The sequence below is a fragment of the Streptomyces sp. SID12488 genome, from assembly GCF_010548275.1.
Lineage (GTDB): Bacteria > Actinomycetota > Actinomycetes > Streptomycetales > Streptomycetaceae > Streptomyces.
On the sequence record NZ_JAAGLT010000017.1, the window covers coordinates 34,393 to 54,489 of the forward strand.

At 71.0% G+C, this 20,097-nt stretch carries 19 protein-coding genes; 7 read left to right on the forward strand and 12 right to left on the reverse strand.

Annotated elements, in window-relative coordinates; all coding sequences use genetic code 11:
- Positions 1–13: 13 nt before the first annotated feature.
- The 9 genes from mug to G3I56_RS24515 form a co-directional block, all read right to left on the reverse strand.
- Positions 14–565: a G/U mismatch-specific DNA glycosylase gene (gene mug, locus G3I56_RS24475; protein ID WP_164412646.1), complete on the reverse strand. Its 552-nt coding sequence runs from the start codon at positions 563–565 to the stop codon at positions 14–16.
- Positions 562–2,004: an adenylosuccinate lyase gene (gene purB, locus G3I56_RS24480; protein ID WP_164412436.1), complete on the reverse strand. Its 1,443-nt coding sequence runs from the start codon at positions 2,002–2,004 to the stop codon at positions 562–564. The genes mug and purB overlap by 4 nt, the downstream gene beginning before the upstream one ends.
- A gap of 203 nt (positions 2,005–2,207) precedes the next feature.
- Positions 2,208–3,443 (reverse strand): FAD-dependent monooxygenase, encoded by a 1,236-nt coding sequence (locus G3I56_RS24485; RefSeq protein ID WP_164412438.1) that lies wholly within the window; start codon positions 3,441–3,443, stop codon positions 2,208–2,210.
- Positions 3,440–5,461 carry a LodA/GoxA family CTQ-dependent oxidase gene (locus G3I56_RS24490; RefSeq protein ID WP_164412440.1) on the reverse strand — a complete coding sequence of 674 codons (2,022 nt, stop codon included), beginning with the start codon at positions 5,459–5,461 and terminating at the stop codon, positions 3,440–3,442. Before G3I56_RS24490 ends, G3I56_RS24485 begins: the two co-directional genes overlap by 4 nt.
- Before the next feature lie 97 nt (positions 5,462–5,558).
- Complete coding sequence (locus G3I56_RS24495; RefSeq protein WP_164412442.1) at positions 5,559–6,398, reverse strand: SGNH/GDSL hydrolase family protein; 840 nt, start codon at positions 6,396–6,398, stop codon at positions 5,559–5,561.
- 70 nt (positions 6,399–6,468) lie between these two features.
- Positions 6,469–7,506, reverse strand: a complete 1,038-nt coding sequence (locus G3I56_RS24500; protein WP_164412443.1) for a hemolysin family protein — start codon at positions 7,504–7,506, stop codon at positions 6,469–6,471.
- Positions 7,503–8,897 (reverse strand): hemolysin family protein, encoded by a 1,395-nt coding sequence (locus G3I56_RS24505; protein ID WP_164412445.1) that lies wholly within the window; start codon positions 8,895–8,897, stop codon positions 7,503–7,505. Before G3I56_RS24505 ends, G3I56_RS24500 begins: the two co-directional genes overlap by 4 nt.
- A gap of 187 nt (positions 8,898–9,084) precedes the next feature.
- On the reverse strand, positions 9,085–9,510 hold the full coding sequence (locus G3I56_RS24510) for a GNAT family N-acetyltransferase (RefSeq protein WP_164412447.1): 426 nt from the start codon (positions 9,508–9,510) through the stop codon (positions 9,085–9,087).
- A 90-nt stretch (positions 9,511–9,600) separates the two neighbouring features.
- Positions 9,601–11,289, reverse strand: a complete 1,689-nt coding sequence (locus G3I56_RS24515) for an FAD-dependent monooxygenase (protein WP_164412449.1) — start codon at positions 11,287–11,289, stop codon at positions 9,601–9,603.
- Positions 11,290–11,573: 284 nt separating this feature from the next.
- On the opposite strand from G3I56_RS24515, the gene G3I56_RS24520 reads away from it, so the two are divergent.
- The 7 genes from G3I56_RS24520 to G3I56_RS24550 all read left to right on the forward strand — a co-directional run bounded on the left by G3I56_RS24520 (position 11,574) and on the right by G3I56_RS24550 (position 16,919).
- Complete coding sequence (locus tag G3I56_RS24520) at positions 11,574–12,698, forward strand: SchA/CurD-like domain-containing protein (protein ID WP_164412451.1); 1,125 nt, start codon at positions 11,574–11,576, stop codon at positions 12,696–12,698.
- Between the two features lie 76 nt (positions 12,699–12,774).
- On the forward strand, positions 12,775–13,257 hold the full coding sequence (locus G3I56_RS24525) for a cupin domain-containing protein (RefSeq protein ID WP_164323492.1): 483 nt from the start codon (positions 12,775–12,777) through the stop codon (positions 13,255–13,257).
- Positions 13,254–14,522 carry a beta-ketoacyl-[acyl-carrier-protein] synthase family protein gene (locus tag G3I56_RS24530; protein WP_164412453.1) on the forward strand — a complete coding sequence of 423 codons (1,269 nt, stop codon included), beginning with the start codon at positions 13,254–13,256 and terminating at the stop codon, positions 14,520–14,522. The genes G3I56_RS24525 and G3I56_RS24530 overlap by 4 nt, the downstream gene beginning before the upstream one ends.
- Positions 14,519–15,793, forward strand: a complete 1,275-nt coding sequence (locus tag G3I56_RS24535) for a beta-ketoacyl synthase N-terminal-like domain-containing protein (RefSeq protein WP_164412455.1) — start codon at positions 14,519–14,521, stop codon at positions 15,791–15,793. Before G3I56_RS24530 ends, G3I56_RS24535 begins: the two co-directional genes overlap by 4 nt.
- 26 nt (positions 15,794–15,819) lie before the next feature.
- Positions 15,820–16,080: a phosphopantetheine-binding protein gene (locus G3I56_RS24540; RefSeq protein ID WP_164323487.1), complete on the forward strand. Its 261-nt coding sequence runs from the start codon at positions 15,820–15,822 to the stop codon at positions 16,078–16,080.
- 1 nt (position 16,081) lies between these two features.
- On the forward strand, positions 16,082–16,558 hold the full coding sequence (locus G3I56_RS24545) for an SRPBCC family protein (RefSeq protein WP_164412457.1): 477 nt from the start codon (positions 16,082–16,084) through the stop codon (positions 16,556–16,558).
- 25 nt (positions 16,559–16,583) lie between these two features.
- Entirely contained in the window at positions 16,584–16,919 is a 336-nt protein-coding gene (locus tag G3I56_RS24550; protein ID WP_164412458.1) for a TcmI family type II polyketide cyclase, read from the forward strand.
- 68 nt (positions 16,920–16,987) lie between these two features.
- Here the strand turns inward: G3I56_RS24550 and G3I56_RS24555 are convergent, their stop codons facing one another.
- The 3 genes from G3I56_RS24555 to G3I56_RS24565 all read right to left on the reverse strand — a co-directional run bounded on the left by G3I56_RS24555 (position 16,988) and on the right by G3I56_RS24565 (position 19,960).
- Entirely contained in the window at positions 16,988–18,046 is a 1,059-nt protein-coding gene (locus G3I56_RS24555; protein ID WP_164412460.1) for a methyltransferase, read from the reverse strand.
- Positions 18,047–18,117: 71 nt separating this feature from the next.
- A complete protein-coding gene (locus G3I56_RS24560) occupies positions 18,118–19,200 on the reverse strand; it encodes a right-handed parallel beta-helix repeat-containing protein (protein ID WP_164412462.1) in 1,083 nt (360 codons plus the stop codon).
- A gap of 76 nt (positions 19,201–19,276) precedes the next feature.
- Positions 19,277–19,960 carry a class F sortase gene (locus G3I56_RS24565; protein ID WP_164412464.1) on the reverse strand — a complete coding sequence of 228 codons (684 nt, stop codon included), beginning with the start codon at positions 19,958–19,960 and terminating at the stop codon, positions 19,277–19,279.
- Positions 19,961–20,097 lie beyond the last annotated feature (137 nt).

The following is a 20,097-nucleotide window of genomic DNA, read 5'->3' on the forward strand; positions in this document are numbered from 1 at the left end:
GCCGTACGCGGCCCTACGCGGCCGAGGAGGCCGCTTCCCGCAGCCGTCCGAACTCCTCGGCCATGGTCGCCGCCGTCCAGTGCGCGTTCAGACCGCTCGGGTTGGGCAGTACCCACACGCGCGTGTCCCCGATCAGCCGCTCCTGCGGGCCCACCTGGGCCTTGCGGTCGTCGAACGCGGCCCGGTACGCCGTCACGCCCACCACGGCCAGCCAGCGGGGCCGCAGCCGCGTCACCTTCGCGGCCAGCAGACGGCCGCCCTCGCGGTACTCCTCCGGGGACAGCTCGTCGGCCCGGGCGGTCGCCCGCGCGACGACGTTCGTGATGCCGAGCCCGTACGCGAGCAACTCGCCCTGTTCGGTGGGCTTCAACAGCCTCGGCGTGAACCCGGAGAGGTGGAGGACGGGCCAGAAGCGGTTGCCGGGGCGGGCGAAGTGATGGCCCGTCGCCGCCGTCATCAGGCCTGGATTGATGCCGCAGAACAGGACGTGGAGGCCGTCCGCGACGACGTCCGGTACGAGACGGTCGCGCGCGGCCTCCAGTTCGGCCTGGGTGAAGCGGGTCAGAGGATCGCTCCGGGGGTGTAGGCCGCGGCCTCGGGGTGCTGCTTGGTGATCTCCTCGATCCGCGCGACCACGGCGGCGACCTGGTCGGCGGCGGCGCCCGTGAACGACAGCTTGTCGGCCATCAGCGCGTCGAGCTGAGCGCGGTCCAGCGGGATGCGCTCGTCGGCGGCGAGCTTGTCGAGAAGCTCGTTGCGCTCGGTGCCCTGCTCACGCATGGCGAGCGCGGAGGCGACGGCGTTCTCCTTGATGGCCTCGTGCGCGACCTCACGCCCGACACCGGCGCGCACCGCGCCCATCAGCACCTTGGTGGTGGCGAGGAAGGGGAGGTAGCGGTCCAGCTCGCGCGCGACGACGGCCGGGAAGGCGCCGAACTCGTCGAGGACCGTCAGGAAGGTCTCCAGTAGTCCGTCAAGGGCGAAGAACGCGTCGGGGAGGGCCACCCGGCGCACCACCGAGCAGGACACGTCGCCCTCGTTCCACTGGTCGCCCGCCAGCTCGCCCGTCATCGAGGCGTAGCCGCGCAGGATCACCATGAGCCCGTTGACGCGCTCGCAGGAACGCGTGTTCATCTTGTGCGGCATCGCCGACGAGCCGACCTGGCCGGGCTTGAAGCCCTCGGTCACCAGCTCGTGCCCGGCCATCAGCCGGATCGTCTTGGCGGTCGACGAGGGCGCGGCGGCCAGCTGCACCAGCGCGGTGACGACCTCGTAGTCGAGCGAGCGCGGGTACACCTGACCGACGGAGGTGAAGGCGCTGGAGAAGCCCAGGTGACCGGCGATCCGCTGCTCCAGCTCCGCGAGCTTGGCCGCGTCACCGCCGAGCAGGTCCAGCATGTCCTGGGCGGTGCCCACGGGACCCTTGATGCCGCGCAGCGGATACCGCCCGAGCAGCTCCTCGACCCGGGCGTACGCGACGAGCAGCTCGTCGGCGGCGGTCGCGAACCGCTTGCCGAGGGTGGTGGCCTGCGCGGCCACGTTGTGCGAGCGGCCGGCCATGACCAGCTCGCCGTACTCACCCGCGAGCTTCCCGAGCCGCGCCAGCACGGCCACCGTACGGTCGCGCACCAGCTCCAGCGAGAGCCGGATCTGCAGCTGCTCCACGTTCTCGGTGAGGTCGCGGGAGGTCATGCCCTTGTGGACGTGCTCGTGCCCGGCGAGGTCGTTGAACTCCTCGATCCGTGCCTTCACATCGTGCCGGGTGACCTTCTCGCGCTCGGCGATGGACGCCAGGTCGACGGTGTCGATGACCCGCTCGTAGTCGGTGAGGGCGGCGTCGGGCACCTCGATACCGAGGTCCTTCTGGGCCCGCAGCACGGCGAGCCAGAGCTGGCGCTCCAGCCTCACCTTCTGCTCGGGCGACCAGAGCGTGGCGAGTTCGGCGGAGGCGTAACGTCCGGCGAGGACGTTCGGGATGCGGGGCTTTGCGGGTGCGGCGGTCACGTGTACGGATTCTACTGGCGCTTCGTGCAGGCCGGCGCCACGGTCCTGTTCGGAGGAAGCTACGAGAGGCCGCCGCCGTACGACGTGATCTCCGCGCCGGAAGGTGCGCAACTCTCGGCAACGCGGCGGATCACCGGAAGTCTGCCCCTGAACTGCTCAGGCCGATGCGGCTTGAGCAGTTCAGGTCGCACCGGCCGAGGCTGTCAGGGCATGTCGGCCACGCGCCGCGCCCAGAAGGAGCGGTCGGTCCAGCGGGCCTCCTGGGCGTGGATGACACGGTGGCCGCGCAGATACGCGCGCTGTGCGGCCGCGACCTGCTCCGCGTACGCGGCGAGGGCCGAGTCCGCGCCGTCAGCAACGCGGCTCAGACGGTCATCGACGGCCAGGCCCGCGCTCAGCCCGGTGTAGAGGGCGGTCAGCACGCCCTGGGAGGAGAGCGGGTCGAAGGCGACGGCCGCGTCCCCGGCGGCGGTCCAGCCCTCTCCGTACACCCGGTCCAGGTGCGCTGTGTGCGCGGCGGCCCGGCGGGGTGCGGTGGGTGACGTGGTCGGGGGCCCGTCCCGGTGGACCCATCGGGACACGTGGCGGGTGGCCGCAATCCGTCGGTGGAAGTGGCGTGCGGTGTGGGTGGCGGCGGGCAGGTCGGTGTCGGTGAAGTAGGCGACCAGGCGCCTGCCGGAGGGCTGCGGGGCGGTGTACCACCAGCCGTCCTCGTCGGACTCGACGAGGGAGCGGCGGTCGGTGTCCAGCGGGTCCGCCTCCAGGGGCACGTACAGGGCTGTGAGCCGGTCCCGGACCCGCCGCCGGGCCCCGTACCGGACCGCGATCGCGGCGGCGCGGCCGGTGGCGTCGATCACCCAGCGGCAGCGCACCGTACGCTCGCCCCCGGACGCGGACGCGGACGCGGACCCGGACCCACCTCCGCCTGCGGACCCGCTCCCGCTCCCGCTCCCGCCCCCGCCCCCGGACCCGGTGCCGGCAGGGCCCGTGCCGCCGCGCAGGACCAGAGTCCAGCCGCCGTCCGGCGTCCACGTCGTCTCGCGTACGGCCGTACCCTCGGCGACCTCGGCCCCCGCCGCGCGGGAGGCGTCGCGCAGTCGCCGGTCGAACAACCGCCGGTCGAGGTGCCAGCCATGGCCGTGCGGGTCGTTGATGAAGTCCACGGCGTGCAGGTCGGCCGAGCCCCACGCCGAAAGACTGCCGTAGCAGGGCAGATGGCCGGAGTCGAGAACGCGGTCGGCGACGCCGAGGTCGCCGAGCAGGACCCGCCCGGCGGGCACGAGCGTCTCGCCGACCTTGGGCGGCCCGGTGCCGGCGTCCGCCAGCAGAACCGTACGGCCCGCCCGGGCGAGCATGAGCGCGGCGGCGCAGCCGGCCGGGCCGCCGCCCGCCACCACGACGTCGTAGGTGTCCGCGCCGGGAGGGAGTGCGGCGTTCACCGCGCGTCGCGGAAGGGGTCGAGTTTCTCGAGGTATCCGGCGGTGATCTCCTCCTCGCGGTAGCCGGTCGCCCTGGCCGCTTCGCCGACCGCCCGCGCCGCGGACTCGGCCTCGACGGCTTCGGGGGCGAGCCTTCCCTCGGACGAGCGGCCCGCCGCCGCGGCCAACACGTGCGGCCCCACCTCGGGCACCTGCACGTTGACGAGGTTCGCCGTGGCCGGTGCCTGATCGAGCGGTTGTCCCGGGCGCGACTCCACCAGGATCCGTGCGGGGAACTTCCCGTCGCCCACGGTGTAGTCGCGCACCTCGACGACGCCGAGTTTTGACCAGTCCTTGATCATCTGTGTGCGCTGCTCGTTCATGGTGCCGCTGAGTCCGCGCAGCCAGGTCGCCCGCCGCTCGAACGCCTCCTCCCGGGCGCTGTCGTCGCTCCCGGCCGACGGTGTGTTGACCTTCTCGAAGTCCTCCAGCTTGAGCACATGGTTGGGCACCTGGGCAGGCCAGAAGGTCGGCAGGTACGGGCTGTACCGGGGCCCCAGGTTGGCCAGCACCTCGTAGCCCGAGCGGCAGCTCGCGGTGTCCGCCTGCCAGGGGGCGGCCATCCAGCGGGTGAGGTCCCCGGGGCCCTGTGCCTGCAGGGGGCCAGTGGCGGAGACCGCCTCGTCCGGAAGCAGGGTGGGCCCGTAGTCGGGTTCCGCGGTGGCGGGGGCGCGGTGCCGGATGCGGAAGGGTGCGCTGAACATGCTTGCGTGCCTGATCGGCCAGGTGACCTCGATCCCCGGGTGGAACGCGTCGGCGGCGCAGCCCTCCAGGGCCGCCCGGTCCAGCAGCCCCGGCTGCTCGGCGACGGGGGCCTCGTCGACCGTGGGGCGCGGCTTGCGCAGGGGTCCGGCCACGAACGCCCCGTCCGCCCAACGCTGCAGCGTCCAGTCCTGGGTCGGCGACAGCGCCAGGTGCTGAAGCACGGACTTGGGCTTGCTGGCCATGGCGTCGCCGTACAGCCACGGCCACGGCAGCGGGGACTTTCCGTCACGGTCGTAGTCGCGCAAGGAGGCGTACACCTGGCGGCGCAGTTCCCGGGTTCGGTTGGACGGATCGGCGAGCCTCTTGCGCATCGTCGGCGAGAGGAAGAAGTTGGGGCCGTTCCAGCCGAACTGGGTCGCGAAACCGTGGTTGACCCACTGCAGATCGCAGAACCTGCGGAATATCGGCTCGATGTGATCGGTGTACGAGATCTGCTGCGGGCGGGTCAGCGAACCGGCCTGGACGAAGACGTCGAAGAGCAGGTCGTAGAGGGTACGGACGGACTTCACGCCGGGGGCGTAGTGCGGAGGTCCCACCACGACCCAGGCCGGGACAGCGGTCAGATCCTGGCCGTCGATACTGACCTTCGCTGTCACCGGGCCGTCGGACACATCGTCGTACCAGGTGTCGTTGTTGGTGACCCCGGTGATCGGCTGGTTCTTGTAGGAGGCGGAGTTTCCCCGGCCGCCGAGCACCACCAGGCGGCCGTCGGAACGGGTGGAGATCTCGCCGAGGTACACCGCCTTGTCCATGACCTTGCCGGTGTCGAACTTCTGCGTCTCGGTCTTCGAGCCGCGAACGGTGCGGATGCCGGGATCGTTGACCAGCTTCTTCCTGTCGGTGCCCACGACGGTGGCGTTGCGTCGGCCGTATTGCTCCGCCGTGAGCGTCTTGCCCTCGGGGATGTCCAGCGCCAGATGGAACTGGTACCAGGCGGCCTTCTTGTTGGCCAGACGCACCGTCCACTGGATCTCGGTGACCCCCTCGGTGCCCGGCTTCAGCTCCCGTACGACCTCCCCCGCGGCGTTGTAGCCGTACACGCGGAATCGTGCGGCCTGCCTCCGGAGCGCCCCGGAAGCGTCCTTGTAGGAGCCGGCGTCCGCTGGTTTCTGGTCCGGTGATTCCGGGCCGATGAAGGGTGCTTCCGCGCTGTTGCCGACCCGGGCGACACCGATGGCGGGGTGGATCTTCACCTGCACGATGCGACTGTCCATCAAAGAACCTTCCGTTGTGGGTTCAACCGGTCGAAGGTATGTGGTCGCACATGAAGAGGGCGCAGGCCAAGCTCGCGTTCCGAGGGCGGGGTTCGGGTCAGGGTCCTACCCGGCGCCAGTCCGTCACAGGGCCGGGGTCCGTGTGGTCCACAGGGGTGATCCAGAAGGCTTTGCCCAGCTCAGCGCTGAACTGGGCGCCTGTCCGGCCGTCCCCGGACGAGCGCCCGGTCAGCCGGCGCCCGATCCACGGCAACAGGTACTGCCGGGCGAAACGCGCGTCCGCGACCCGGCGGGCGCCCCAGCCGGGAGGCAACGTGGGCGGCACCGGTGTGCGCCACTCCGGGTCCTCGGCCTCGTGGCCGAGGGTCTGCCAGACCGCCTCGGCGACCCTCCGGTGGCCCTCGCCCGTCAGGTGCAGCCGGTCGACGTCCCACAGACGGGGATCACCGAGCGAGGCGGCCCCGTACAGGTCGACCACGAGGGCGCCGTGCCGGGACGCGAGGTCGTCGATGCAGGTGAACAGCTCCTCCATGCGCGGCCGGAAGCGCTCCATGACCGGGCCCTGGCGGCCGGGGCTGCGCATCAGCACCAGCTGCTTGCACGCGGGTGCCAGCCGCTCGACGGCCTCCTCCAGCGCCCCGCGCACCCGCCCCATGTCGCACTTGGGGCGCAGCGTGTCGTTGAGCCCGCCCACGAGTGTGATCACATCGGGCTCCATGGCCACGGCCACGGGCACCTGCTCGGCGGTGATCTGCCCGATCAGCTTCCCGCGCACGGCGAGGTTCGCGTACCGGAAGCCGGGCGTGCGGGCGGCCATCCGGGCCGCGAGGAGGTCGGCCCAGCCGCGGTACGTACCGTCCGGCAGCCGGTCCGACATGCCCTCGGTGAAGGAGTCGCCGACCGCGACAAGGCTGGTGTAAGAGGCATTCGTCTGCATGGCGACAGAGATGATAACCCGTACACATACCCGGCGGTCGGTCGACCTCTGGAGGGTCTCCCGTGGCGGCCTACGCCGGCTGTCCGAACAGCTCGCGCAGCACGTCCTCCATCGTCACCAGACCCGCTAGCAGCCCGTCCTCGCCCTGTACCGCCGCCAGGTGCGTACGGCTGCGCCGCATTGCGGTGAGGACGTCGTCCAGGGGAGTGTCCGCCCGTACGCTCGCGATGGTCCGCATGTCCTGGACCTGGAAGGCGAGGTCCCGGGGCGCGGCGTCCAGCGCATCCTTGACGTGCAGGTATCCGGCGATCCGGCGTTCGTCGTCCACCACCGGGAAGCGTGAGAAGCCCGACTCGGCGGACAGCCGCTCCAGTTCCTCCGGAGTGACGCCCACGCGCGCGTAGACGACGCTTTCCAGCGGGAGTACGACGTCACGCACCGGGCGCCGGCCCAGTTCCAGAACATCGTGAAGGCGTTCCCGCGCGCGGTCGTCGATGAGCCCCGCCTCGCCGGAGTCCCGGACCAGACGGGCCAGTTCGGCGTCCGAGAAGGTCGCCGTGACCTCGTCCTTGACCTCTACGCGCATCAGCTTCAGGAGCATGTTCGCGAAGGCGTTGATCGTGAAGATCACGGGCTTCAGCGCCCGTGCCAGGGCCACCAGGGGCGGACCGAGCAGCAGCGCGCTGCGCACCGGCTCGGCGAGCGCGATGTTCTTCGGCACCATCTCGCCGAGCAGCATGTGCAGATACGTCGCCAGGGCGAGGGCGATCACGAAGGACACCGCGTGGCCCGCGCTCTCGGGGACGCCCAGCGCGTGGAACACCGGCTCCAGCAGATGCGCGATCGCCGGTTCCGCGACCACACCGAGGATGAGCGTGCACAGCGTGATGCCCAACTGGGCCGCGGCCATCAGCGCGGACACGTGCTCCAGGCCCCACAGCACGCTCTTCGCGCGCCGGTCGCCGTCCGCACGGTCCCCGTCGGCGCCTTCCTCGACATACTGCTCGATCTGGCTGCGGCGTACGGAGATGAGCGCGAACTCGGCCCCCACGAAGAAGGCGTTGACGACCAACGTCGCCAGCCCGATCAGCAGTTGGATGGTCGTCACTTCGCCTCCCCTTCCTTCTGGTCTGCCTTCTCTGTCTTGTTCGTCTTGTTCGCCTTGCTTACGTCGGTTTCCCCGGGCTCCTCGTGGCTGCGCGGCGCGTGCAGGAGGACGCGGGCGGCCCTGCGGCCCGAGGCGTCCACGACGTCCAGGCGCCAGCCGGCCACCTCGACGGTGTCGCCGGCCTGCGGGATACGGCCCAGCTCGGTCGCGATCAGGCCGGCGAGCGTCTCGTACGGCCCCTCGGGCAGCCGGAGGCCGACGCGGGCGAGCTGGTCGGTGCGGGCGGCGCCGTCCGCGGAGTAGAGGGTGCGGCCCTCGTCGTCCAGGCCGGCCGGGTCGAGGTCGGACGTCTCGTGCGGGTCGTGCTCGTCCCGTACCTCGCCGACGACCTCCTCGACGATGTCCTCCAGTGTGGCCACGCCCGCCGTGCCGCCGTACTCGTCGATGACGACGGCCATCGTGCGCTTGCCGGAGAGCCGGTCGAGAAGCCGGTCGACGGTCAGTGACTCGGGGACGAGCAGCGGCTCGCGCATCAGTTCGGAGACGGGCACCCGGGCGCGACGCTCCGACGGCACTGCGAGGCAGTCCTTGATGTGCGCGACGCCGACGACGGAGTCGAGGTTGCCGCGGTAGACGGGGAACCGGGACAGCCCGGTCGCCCGCGTCGCGTTCGCCACGTCCTCGCAGGTCGCCTGGGCGTCGAGGGCGACGACCTGGACGCGCGGTGTCATCACGTTCTCCGCGGTGAGGTCGGCCAGGTTCAGGGTCCGTACGAACAGTTCCGCGGTGTCGGGCTCCAGGGCGCCCAACTTGGCGGAGTGCCGGGCCAGTGCGGCCAGTTCCTGGGGTCCGCGCGCGGATGCCAGCTCCTCGGCGGGCTCGATGCCGAAGAGGCGCACCATGCGGTTCGCCGTGTTGTTGAGGTGCGTGATGAACGGCCGGAACGCGGCGCTGAACAGGCGCTGAGGCGTCGCCACCCGCTTGGCCACGGCCAGCGGTGCGGAGATCGCCCAGTTCTTGGGCACCAGCTCGCCGAAGACCATCAGGAAGACGGTCGACAGTGCCGTACCGATCACCAGGGCCAGGGTGGAGGACATCGAGGCCGAGGCGCCGAGCGACTCGAGCGGGCCCGCGATCAGCGCGGCGATCGACGGCTCGGAGAGCATGCCGACCACGAGATTGGTGACCGTGATGCCGAGCTGCGCGCCGGAGAGCTGGAACGTGAGGTTCCGTACGGCCTTCAGGGCGCCGGCGGCACCCCGCTCGCCGCGCTCCACCGCGCGCTCCAGCTCGCCGCGCTCGACCGTGGTCAGGGAGAACTCCGCCGCGACGAAGGCGCCGCAGGCCAGGGAGAGCAGGATCGCCACCAGGAGGAGGAGCACTTCTGTCATCGGGTCACCTCCGTCCCATGATCGGGCAGGGCCGGCGGGATCGCTCGACGTCGAGTGGTGCTGTCGCTACTGGGAGGCTCGCCCATGGGCGGACGCTCACACCTTTCCTCGGAGAAGTATCGAAGATGTTCGAAGACGTATCGGAAAAGAAACTGGTCCAGTAATAGTAAAGGATGCGCAAAGTGACTCAGTCGGAGAGGGGTTTCACCCAGCGCCGCCAATGCTCCTCGGCCCCGTACCCGGCCGCACGCCATGCATGCTGCCCGCTCTCGTTGCGCTCCAGCACCATGGCGTCCGCGCGCCGCCCGCCCAGTCGTACGAACCGTTCCTCGGCGGCGGCCAGCAGCGCCGAACCGATGCCCTGCCGGCGCCGCTCCGGGTGCACCGCGAGCCGGTAGAGATGGCAGCGCCAGCCGTCGAAACCGGCGATCACAGTGCCCGACAGCACCCCGTCGCGCTCCGCGAGGAGCAGGGCTTCGGGGTCCCGGTCGACGAGCCGGGTCACGCCGTCGCGGTCGTCGCTGATGCTGGTTCCCTCGGCGGCCTCGCGCCAGAAACGCAGCACGGAGCCGATGTCCGCGTGGGTGGCAGTGCGGATGCGCAGATCACTCATGGGGCGAGCCAAGCAGAGCGGCGACCCGTCTGGCGAACTCGTTTCCGTGCACGGAAGGGAGGTTTCCGTGCACGGACACGAACCGAACGGTCAGTCCCGGTCGAGGACCGTTGAGAGGGCCTCCCGCAGCACCGCCCCGGGATTCGCCGACGCCCCCTCCGAGCGCCAGGCCACGAACCCGTCGGGGCGCACCAGCACCGCACCGTCCATGGAGACGCCGTGCACCTCCGCCCAGTCCAGGTCGCCCGCGGAGGACAGCTCGGAGTCGGACCCGCTGCCGATCCGGTACGAGGTGAGCGGCACCGCCAGCTCACGCGCGACGTCCGTCGCCGCGTCGTGCCAGCCGCCGCCCGTGCCACCGACACCCGCGGAGCTGAGGAGCACCAGCGAGCCCTCGTACAGGTCGAGCGCGGAGATCCGGGTGCCGGCGCGGTTCAGCCACATGTGCGGAGCCCGGCTGCCCGGCTCGCCCGTCAGCCGTACGCCCTCGGGTACGACCGGCACCGCGGGATCGGCACCCACGACCGCGCCCTCCGGATAGCGGTAGCCCAGCGCCACGTTGAGGATCCCGCCCTTCCTGCCACCGGGTCCGCCCGGTCCGCCGGGCCCACCCGCCGCGGGCGCCGGTGTGTACCCCGGGTGGCTGTGCTCGACCGACCGGGCGGAGGCACGAGCGCTCGTCGCCTCCGCGACCGGCCTGCGTTCCGTGTCGTACGACCCCAGCAGACCCGGACCCGCCCAGCCGCCCAGCACGGCGGCCAGCTTCCAGGCGAGGTTGTGCGCGTCCTGGATGCCGGTGTTTGAGCCGAACGCCCCGGTGGGGGACATCTCGTGGGCCGAGTCGCCGGCGAGGAACACCCGGCGGTCCGCGTACCGTTCGGCGACCCTCTCGGCGGCGTGCCAGGCGGCCCTGCCGGTGATCTCCACATCCAGATCCGGTACGCCGACGGCCCGCCGGATGTGTTCCCGGCACCGCTCGTCGGTGAACTCCTCCAGCGTCTCGCCCTGTTCGGGGTGCCAGGGCGCGTGGAACACCCAGCGCTCCCGGTTGTCGACCGGCAGCAGGGCCCCGTCGGCGTCCGGGCTGGTCAGGTAGCAGACGATGAAGCGCCGGTCGCCGACCACGTCCGCGAGGCCGCGGGAGGTGAAGGTGATGCTCACGTTGTGGAACAGGTCGCCGGGGCCGTTCTGCCCGATGCCGAGCTGCTCGCGGACGGGGCTGCGCGGACCGTCCGCCGCGACGAGGTAGTCCGCCCGGACGGTGGTGTGCTCACCGGTTTCCCGGCTCTTGAGCTGAGCGGTCACCCCGTCGGGGTCCTGTTCGAACGACATCAGTTCGGTCGAGAACCGCAGATCCCCGCCGAGCGCCCGCGCGCTCTCCAGCAGGACCGGCTCCAGGTCGTTCTGGCTGCACAGGCACCACCCGCTGGGGCTGAACCGGGCGAGCCCGCCGCCGGGGTCGATCTCCTTGAACAGCCACTCGCCCACGTCGCCCACCAGGCTCGGCGTCTGCAGGATGCCGTGGTTGTCCGCCAGGACCGCCGCCGCCTCCTCGATGCGCCGCTCCACCCCGGCCACCCGGAACAACTCCATGGTGCGCACGTTGTTCCCGCGCCCACGTGGATGGATAGAGGTGCCCGAGTGACGCTCCACGAGCGTGTGCGGCACGCCCAGACGCCCGAGGAACAGGGAGGTGGACAGTCCCACCAGGGAGCCGCCGACGATCAGGACGGGTGTGTGGTGGCCGCCTGTGCCGTCGGCCTCTTCCGCGCGGTTCATGAATGCCTCCTGTGTCTGCGGGTCTCCGCCGGTCACTGCCGGGATGCGGGTCGGCGATGGGATTGCCCCTGCACAGTGCCTCCCCGGGGACCGTTCCGCCCGCCGGAGGCACCCGGATGGCGCACGGTTCACCCGCCCGACCCCGCGGGAGTCGCGCACATCGCGACTCGCGTCAACGATCGGCTCATGGCGGCCCGGGTATTTCGGACACAGCGGTCGCTGCCTGCCCGACCACGACGGACTTCCACGACGGACTTCCACAACGAAGAGGAGAGGTGCGCCGGATGACCATCTCGGGACGCATATCGCAGTCGGCGTTCGACGGCTCCAGGCTGCGGGTGATCCTGCTGCTCGACCTGTACGAAGGAGCCCAGCAGCAGTTCCTGGACGCATACGAACTCATGCGCAACCAGGTCGCGTCCGTGCCCGGTCACCTCAGTGACCAGCTCTGCCAGTCGATCGAGAACCCCTCGCAGTGGCTCATCACCAGCGAGTGGGAGAGCGCCCCGCCCTTCCTCGCCTGGGTGAACAGCGAGGAGCACGTCGAGACCGTCCGGCCGATGCACAGCTGCGTCCGGGACACCCGCTCGATGCGCTACAGCATCGTCCGCGAGACGACCCCCAACGCGCCGCTCACCCCGGAGCAGTCGATGGCGGGCATGCAGGTGGCGGCGCGCGTGGGCGACGGTGTCGCACGCCACGCCCTCACCTTCACCGTCAAGCCCGGCTCCGAGTCGAAGGTCGCCGAGATCCTGGCCGGCTACACCTCGCCCGAGGCCCAGGTCGACGACACCACCCGGCTGCGCCGTACCTCCCTCTTCATGCACGGCAACCGCGTCGTACGGGCCGTGGAGGTCGAGGGCGACCTCCTCGCGGCGCTGCGCCACGTCGCCCGCCAGCCCGAGGTGCGGGCGGTCGAGGAGGCGATCAACCCGTACCTGGAACAGGACCGGGACCTCAGCGACCCCGACTCCGCGCGGGTCTTCTTCACCCGGGCCGCGCTCCCCGCCGTCCACCACGTGGTCTCAGCCGAGGAGGCACCGGCCGGACTGCGGCGCCACGCGCTGTACTACCCGGCGAAGGAGGGCCGCGGGATGGACCTGGCCAAGCTGCTCGCCCACCAGGACGAGGCCGCAGCGGACGACCCGCTCAGCCCGGTGTACGGCAGCACCGTCTTCCAGCGGGATGACATCGTTGTCAGACTGGTCGACCTCACCGGTGAGCTCGACGCCGACCCGATGTCCTCCCTCGGCCTCAAGGGGCCAGGGAAAGCAGCGGAGTTGGAGCGTCTCCTCGACGGCGCCGCGATCGGTGTCGAGGGCTCCCTGGAGACGGACCGCAACCTCAACCGCCTCCTGTCGCACGCCGACATGATGCCCGTCACCGACCGCAGCTCGGCGCGCTCCTGACGGACCATCGCGGCGCTCTCCGCGCCGCCCCCGCCCCGCCCGGACGACGTCCCTGCCACCCCCGGAGGTGTCAACCATGAACAAGCAGCACCCATGCATCGTGGACCTGAGCGAGACAGAACCCAACCGCAGACGCGGAGGCGACCTGAGGGCCATGCTCACGCCCGCCACGGTGGGTTCCACCAGCGGCTTCATGGGTCTGGCGATCGTCCAGCCCGGCGAGCGCATCGGCGAGCACTACCACCCGTACTCCGAGGAGTTCGTGTACGTCGTCGCAGGCAGCCTCGAAGTGGACCTGGACGGCGAGACACACGCACTCAGGCCCGACCAGGGTCTCCTGATCCCGATCGACGTGCGCCACCGCTTCCGCAACGTCGGTGACGTGGAGGCCCGCATGGTCTTCCACCTGGGCCCGCTCGCCCCCCGCCCCAGCCTCGGGCACGTCGACACGGAGGTGACCGAGACCGCCGTACCCGGCACGGAGTTCGCCGTCGGCGGGCCGGACCGGCTCGCTCCGGACCACGGACAGCGGTCCGAGCGGAGCGGGGCCATACGGTGACCCGGCGGGTGGCTGTCACCGGTATCGGTGTGGTCGCTCCAGGCGGCACCGGGGCGACGGCGTTCTGGGACCTCCTCGCCGGCGGCCGTACCGCGACCCGGGGCATCACGCTGTTCGATCCGGCGGGACTGCGTTCGCGCATCGCCGCCGAATGCGACTTCGACCCGTTCGCGCACGGCCTGGACCCGGAGCTGAGCCAGCACGCCGACCGTTACATCCAGTTCGCCATGGTCGCCGCCGCCGAAGCCGTCGGCGACTCCGGACTCGACACCGGCACCCAGGATCCCTGGCGCGTCGCGGTCTCCCTGGGCAGCGCCGTCGGCGGCACCACCCGCCTCGAACACGACTACGTCAAGGTCAGCGAGGGCGGACAGCGGTGGGACGTGGACCACCGCGGCGCCGACCCGGAACTGCACCGGGCGTTCTCACCGAGCACCCTCGCCTCGGTCGTCGCCGAACAGTTCGGCGCCCAGGGCCCGGTGCAGACCGTCTCCACCGGCTGCACCTCCGGGATCGACGCGGTCGGCTACGCCTTCCACACCATCGAGGAGGGCCGGGCCGACATCTGCATCGCCGGAGCGGCGGACTCGCCGATATCGCCGATCACCATGGCCTGCTTCGACGCCATCAAGGCGACGTCGGACAACAATGACGACCCCGAACACGCCTCCAAGCCCTTCGACGCCCGCCGCAACGGCTTCGTGATGGGCGAGGGCGCGGCGGTGCTCGTCCTGGAGGAGTACGAGCACGCCCGGGCCCGCGGCGCCCACATCTACTGCGAGGTCGGCGGCTACGCCACCTTCGGCAACGCCTACCACATGACCGGTCTGACCTGCGAGGGACTGGAGATGGCCCGGGCGATCGACTCCACGCTCGACCAGGCCCGCCTCGATCCCACGCTGATCGACTACGTCAACGCGCACGGCTCGGGCACCAAACAGAACGACCGGCACGAGACCGCCGCGGTGAAGCGGTCCCTGGGCGCCCACGCCTACGACACACCCATGAGCTCCATCAAATCCATGGTGGGCCACTCACTGGGCGCGATCGGCGCGATCGAGATCGTCGCGTGCGTCCTGGCGCTGAAGCACCAGGTCGTGCCGCCGACGGCGAACTACGAGACACCCGACCCGGAGTGCGACCTGGACTACGTGCCGCGCACCGCGCGCCCGCGCAGGCTCAGGAACGTGCTCTCCGTCGGCAGCGGATTCGGCGGCTTCCAGTCGGCTGTACTGCTGACCAGGCCGGGCGGGAGGACTCGATGACCACACGGCAGACCCAGCACACACGGCACACTCGGCGCACCCCGCGCGCGGCCATCACCGGTATCGGTGTGATCGCGCCCAACGGTCTGCGGACCGACGCGTACTGGAAGGCCGTCGGCGAAGGCCTCGTCGTCCTGGACGGGATCACCCGCGACGGCTGCGGGCACCTGCCGCTCCGAGTCGCGGGCGAGGTCCGGGGCTTCGACGCCGCGGGCATCATCGAGGAACGTTTCCTCGTCCAGACCGACCCGTTCAGCCACTTCGCCATGGCCGCCGCCGCGCTCGCACTCGACGACGCGGGAATCGGCAGGGGTGAGCCCACCGAGCCGTTCGACATCGGTGTGGTCACCGCGGCCGGGTCCGGCGGCGGCGAGTTCGGGCAGCGGGAGCTCCAGAAGCTGTGGGGCCAGGGATCCAGGTACGTCGGCCCGTACCAGTCCATCGCCTGGTTCTACGCCGCCAGCACCGGCCAGATCTCCATCCGCGGCGGCTTCAAGGGACCGTGCGGGGTCGTCGCGAGCGACGAGGCCGGCGGTCTGGACGCCGTCGCCCACGCAGCCCGGGCCGTACGGCGCGGCACCGGCGCGGTCGTCGTCGGCAGCGCGGAGGCGCCCCTCGCCCCCTACTCGATGGTCTGCCAGCTCGGCTACGCCGAACTCAGCACCGTCGAGGACCCGGCCCGCGCCTACCGCCCCTTCACCAAGGGCGCCTGCGGCTTCGTACCCGCGGAGGGCGGCGCGATGCTCGTCGTCGAGGACGAGAACCGCGCCCGCGAGCGGGGGGCGGCCGTCCGGGCCACCGTGGCCGGTCACGCCGCCACCTTCACCGGCGCCTCCCGTTGGGACCGGTCCCGGGAGGGGCTCGCCCACGCGATCAGGGGCGCCCTCGACGAGGCCGGGTGTGCTCCGGAGGAGATCGACGTCGTGTTCGCCGACGCGCTGGGTGTGCCGGAGGCGGACCGTGCAGAGGCCGGCGCCATCGCCGACGCCCTCGGGGCACACGGTGCCAAGGTCCCGGTCACGGCGCCCAAGACCGGCATCGGGCGCGCCTACTGCGGGGCGCCCGTGCTGGACATCGCCGCCGCGGTGCTCGCCATGGAGCACCGCCTGATCCCGCCCACCCCCAACGTGTTCGACATCTGCCACGACCTCGACCTGGTGATGTCCCGCGCTCGCCCCGCCGAGCCGCGCACGGCCCTGGTCCTCAGCCGGGGACTGATGGGTTCCAACGCGGCGCTGGTCGTGCGCCGTGGAGACGACTCCGCCCGATGACCACCGGGCGGGAAGGAGACACCCGCATGCTCACCACCCAAGTGACCTACGACGAGCTGGCCGCCCTCATGAAGAGGGGAGCCGGCGTCACCGTCGACCCGGGCGAGCTGGAGCGCGCCTCGGACACCCCCTTCGGGATCCTCGGCCTCGACTCGCTCGGCCTGCTCGGCATCGTCGGCGAGCTGGAGAACCAGTACGGCCGCTCGCTGCCCCCCGACTCCGAGCGCTGCAGGACGCCCCAGGAGTTCCTCGACCTCGTCAACAGCACCCTCAAGGCTGGAGCCTGAAGTGGCCGGACACACCGAGAACAGCATCACCGTCGACGCCCCTCTCGACCTCGTCTGGGACATCACCAACGACATCGAGAACTGGCCCCGGCTCTTCACCGAGTACTCGTCCCTCGAAGTGCTCTCCCGCGAGGGCGACACGACGGCCTTCCGCCTGACCATGTACCCGGACGACAACGGCAAGGTCTGGAGCTGGGTCTCGGAACGCACCGTGGACCGAGCCAACCGGACCGTCCGGGCCCGCCGGGTGGAGACGGGCCCCTTCGCCCACATGAACATCCTGTGGGAGTACTCGGAGCTGCCGGGCGGCACCCAGATGCGCTGGACGCAGGACTTCGCGATGAAGCCCGACGCCCCGGTCGACGACGACTGGATGACGGACAACATCAACCGCAACTCCCGTACGCAGATGGCGCTCATCCGGGACCGGATCGAGCAGGTCGCCCGCGACCGCCAGAACGCGCCCCTGCCCCGCTGAGTCACCGGCCCAGGAAGGACACCCGATGCACCACGCCCTGATCGTCGCCCGCATGGCACCCGAGTCGGCGCCGGCGATCGCCGACCTGTTCGCCGCCTCCGACAGCGGCGAACTCCCGCACCTCGTCGGTGTCACCCGCCGCAGCCTCTTCCAGTACGGCGACGTGTACCTGCACTTCATCGAGGCCGACCAGGACCCGGCGCCCGCCATTGCGAAGGTGGCCGGCCACCCCGAGTTCCGGAGCGTCAGCGACAAGCTGTCGGCGTACGTCTCCGCGTACGACCCGCTGACGTGGCGCAGCCCCAAGGACGCCATGGCGCGCTGCTTCTACCAGTGGGAGCGGGGCGCCTCCGGCTCCTGAGCACCGAACCCCGAGGCCGGTACCGCGAACTTCGCGGTACCGGCCTCGGGGTTTCGGCTGTGGTGCGGTCAGCTGGGGACCGTGCACTCGAAGGCGTGCAGATACGCGTTGACCGGGCGGATCTCGCCGATGACCAGGCCCGCGTCCGTCAGCCGGTCGACCATGCTCTGCCGGGTGTGCTTCGCACCGCCGACGTTGAGGAGCAGCAGCAGGTCCATGGCCGTCGTGAACTTCATCGACGGTGTGTCGTCCACGAGGTTCTCGATCACGACGACCCGCGCACCGGGCCGCGCCGCCTTCCGGACGTTCGCCAGCGCCCTGCGGGTGCTCTCGTCGTCCCACTCCAGGATGTTCTTGATGATGTACACATCCGCCTGTACGGGGATGTCCTCCCGGCAGTCCCCGGCCACGATGCTCACCCGGGCGGCCAGTGAACCGCCGTCGCGGAGTCGCGGATCCGCGTTCTCCACCACTCCGGGCAGGTCGAGCAGCGTGCCGTGCATCTGCGGGTGCTTCTCCAGCAGGCCGGCCACGACCCGGCCCTGACCGCCGCCGATGTCGGCGACCGACGACACCCCGGTCAGGTCCAGCAGGTTCGCGACGTCACGGGCGGACTGCTCGCTGGACGTCGTCATGGCCCGGTTGAAGACATACGCCGACTCGGGGGCCTCCTCGTTGAGGTACGAGAAGAACTCCCTGTCGTACATGTCCTCGAAGACGTTGCGGCCGGAGCGCACCGCCTCGTCCAGCTGCGGCCAGACGTTCCACGTCCACGGCTCGGTGCACCACAGCGCGATGTACCGCAGGCTGTGCGGATCGTCCTCGCGCAGCAGCCGGGACATCTCCGTGTGGACGAAGGTGCCGTCTGGGCGCTCCGCGAAGACGCCCTGGCAGGACAGCGCGCGCAGCAGCCGCCTGAGGGTGTGGGGCTGGGTCTTCACCGCCGCCGCCAGGTCCTCCACGGTCGTGGGCGTGTCGTCGGCCAGGGCGTCCGCGACGCCCAGCCGGGCGGCGGCGCGTACGGCGGCGGCGCAGGCCGCCCCGAACACCAGCTCCCTCAGCCGCATGGGCGCGGGGGGAGCCGGAGGGGCCGTGGCGGTGGGGGGAGCCGGGTCAACGGTCGTCATGTGTTTCCTCGCCTCTGTGGTTGTGCCGTGTGGGGGAGTGGGGCGGGTGGGGTGGGTGGTGCGTCGGTCGGTCAGCACAGTCCTGCGGGTTCGGAGACCCCGCAGGTGTTGCCGCGGAAGGTGTTGTTCTTACCGGTGTCCCGGTCGGCGAGATCGGCCGTGCTGTTGCGCAGCACCACGTTGTCGCGGATCTCGTTGCTCTCGTTGGGGGCGCCCACGAAGCTCTTGAACAGCACGATGCCGCCCGACAGCGGGGAGGTGCCCACGTTGTCCTCGACCCGGTTCTTCGTCACCAGCGTCTTCTCGGTGCCGGTGAGGACGATGCCCGAGCCCTGCAGGAAGGGCAGCCGGGGGGTCTTCGGACACAGCTTGTTGTTGGTGTGGACGTGGTTGCGGCTCACGGTCATCGCCCCGGCGCGTGGTGTGCCCTCGTCGCCGACGACGAACACCCCGGTGCAGTTGCCGGTCGCCTCGTTGCGTTCGACGGTCAGGTTCCGCAGACGCCTCACCGTGAGGCCGATGCGGTTGCCGAGCAGCCGGTTGTGACTGATCTCGGTGCCCTTGGAGTCCTGGGCTCCGTCCTCCCGGTCGACGGTGTTGGCGACGAAGAGTCCGGCGTCGCCGTTGCGCTCGGCGGTGTTACGGGTGAACACGCCGCGCACGGACCTCTCCTGGGCGATGCCCCACTGCCCGTTCTTCTCGGAGGTCACGCCCTGGACCTTCAGCTGGTCTGTCCACGACGCCCACAGGCCGTTCTTGGCGAAGCCCCGGATCGTCAGCGAGCGCAGGGTGACGCGCTTGACGGGGCTTGCCTTGGTACCGGTCACACAGATGCCGTTGCCAGCGGTGGCACAGGCGCTGTCGGTGGCGGCGGCCGGGCCGGGGACGATGACGGCGGGCCCGGCGACGGAGCCCCGCAGCGTCAGGTCCGACACCGTGATGCGGACACTCTCGTGGTAGGTGCCGGGGGAGAGGACAACGGTGTCCCCCGGCCGGGCGGCGTCCACGGCCTGCTGGATCGATTCGCCGGGCTGTACCCGGTGGGTTCGGAGCGCCTGACGCTCCGTGCGGTGGTCCGCCGGCGCGGCGGCACCCAGCCCCGACGCCACGACAGCCGCGGTGCATACGAGGTGGGTGATCTGTCGTCTGGTCATATGCCGAAGCTAGGAGCGGGTGTTCCGGCTCGCCACCGCTGATCCCCCAGGTGGGCCCTCGCCGGACGCCGACGGGTCATACGAGGTGGGCGAAGACCACCAGGTTGTCGGTGTAGTCCCGCACCGAGTGGTCGTAGTCACCGGCGCAGGTGATCAGCCGGACCTGGGCCTGCGGGGTGTCGGCGTACACGCGCTCGTCGGGGAAGTCGTCCTTCGCGAACGTCTCGACACTGTCGACCACGAAGACGGCCGTGCGTCGGTCGGACCGGTTGACGGAGAAGCGGTTCCCCTTCTTCAGTTCACTGAGCCCCGCGAACACGGCGGGGGCGGTCGCCGTGTCGACGTGCCCGGCGATGATCGCGGTACCCGCCTCGCCCGGGGACACGCCGTCCGCCTGCCAGCCGACCAGGTTCACGTCGTCGGCGGGCGGAGGTTCGAGCTGGCCCGTGGCGCCGATGGCGAGACCGACGAAGGGGGCGTCCACGCCGATGGTTGGGATGAGCAGCCGCGTCGGCCGGGCCCGCGGCAGCTGCTTTCCGGCCTGTGGCGCGGCCGAGGACTTCGGCGCGGCCGACGAGGACGGGGCGTGGGCCGCGGCGGCGCGCGGCGCGCGGGCGTCGTCGGTCGACTCGTCGTTCCCGGAGAAGAGGATGACCACCGGGATCAGGAGAACGACGCTCCACGCGATCAGACGTACGACAAAGCGCCGCCTGGGCGGCGCCGGTGTGGACTCAACAGGGGAAGGCAACCGGGTTGCCATCGGGAACCACCTCACTGGAACACGGGCACAGCACGCAGGGGACCGAGCGGGACTCGGAGGGAGTGAACCGGCCGGGCCGCCGCAGTGCGCACAGGCGGTTGTGCGCACGCGACGGCCCCGGCTGCTATGTCAGGCAT

What these genes read in the sequence shown, in the direction of transcription:
- G3I56_RS24505 (WP_164412445.1), bottom strand. Translation starts at nt 8,897, where the DNA reads ATGACAGAAGTGCTCCTCCTCCTGGTGGCGATCCTGCTCTCCCTGGCC.
- G3I56_RS24550 (WP_164412458.1), top strand. Translation starts at nt 16,584, where the DNA reads ATGCACCACGCCCTGATCGTCGCCCGCATGGCACCCGAGTCGGCGCCG.
- G3I56_RS24525 (WP_164323492.1), top strand. Translation starts at nt 12,775, where the DNA reads ATGAACAAGCAGCACCCATGCATCGTGGACCTGAGCGAGACAGAACCC.
- G3I56_RS24560 (WP_164412462.1), bottom strand. Translation starts at nt 19,200, where the DNA reads ATGACCAGACGACAGATCACCCACCTCGTATGCACCGCGGCTGTCGTG.
- G3I56_RS24495 (WP_164412442.1), bottom strand. Translation starts at nt 6,398, where the DNA reads ATGCAGACGAATGCCTCTTACACCAGCCTTGTCGCGGTCGGCGACTCC.
- G3I56_RS24490 (WP_164412440.1), bottom strand. Translation starts at nt 5,461, where the DNA reads ATGGACAGTCGCATCGTGCAGGTGAAGATCCACCCCGCCATCGGTGTC.
- G3I56_RS24540 (WP_164323487.1), top strand. Translation starts at nt 15,820, where the DNA reads ATGCTCACCACCCAAGTGACCTACGACGAGCTGGCCGCCCTCATGAAG.
- G3I56_RS24510 (WP_164412447.1), bottom strand. Translation starts at nt 9,510, where the DNA reads ATGAGTGATCTGCGCATCCGCACTGCCACCCACGCGGACATCGGCTCC.
- G3I56_RS24520 (WP_164412451.1), top strand. Translation starts at nt 11,574, where the DNA reads ATGACCATCTCGGGACGCATATCGCAGTCGGCGTTCGACGGCTCCAGG.
- G3I56_RS24565 (WP_164412464.1), bottom strand. Translation starts at nt 19,960, where the DNA reads ATGGCAACCCGGTTGCCTTCCCCTGTTGAGTCCACACCGGCGCCGCCC.
- G3I56_RS24535 (WP_164412455.1), top strand. Translation starts at nt 14,519, where the DNA reads ATGACCACACGGCAGACCCAGCACACACGGCACACTCGGCGCACCCCG.
- G3I56_RS24515 (WP_164412449.1), bottom strand. Translation starts at nt 11,289, where the DNA reads ATGAACCGCGCGGAAGAGGCCGACGGCACAGGCGGCCACCACACACCC.
- G3I56_RS24555 (WP_164412460.1), bottom strand. Translation starts at nt 18,046, where the DNA reads ATGACGACCGTTGACCCGGCTCCCCCCACCGCCACGGCCCCTCCGGCT.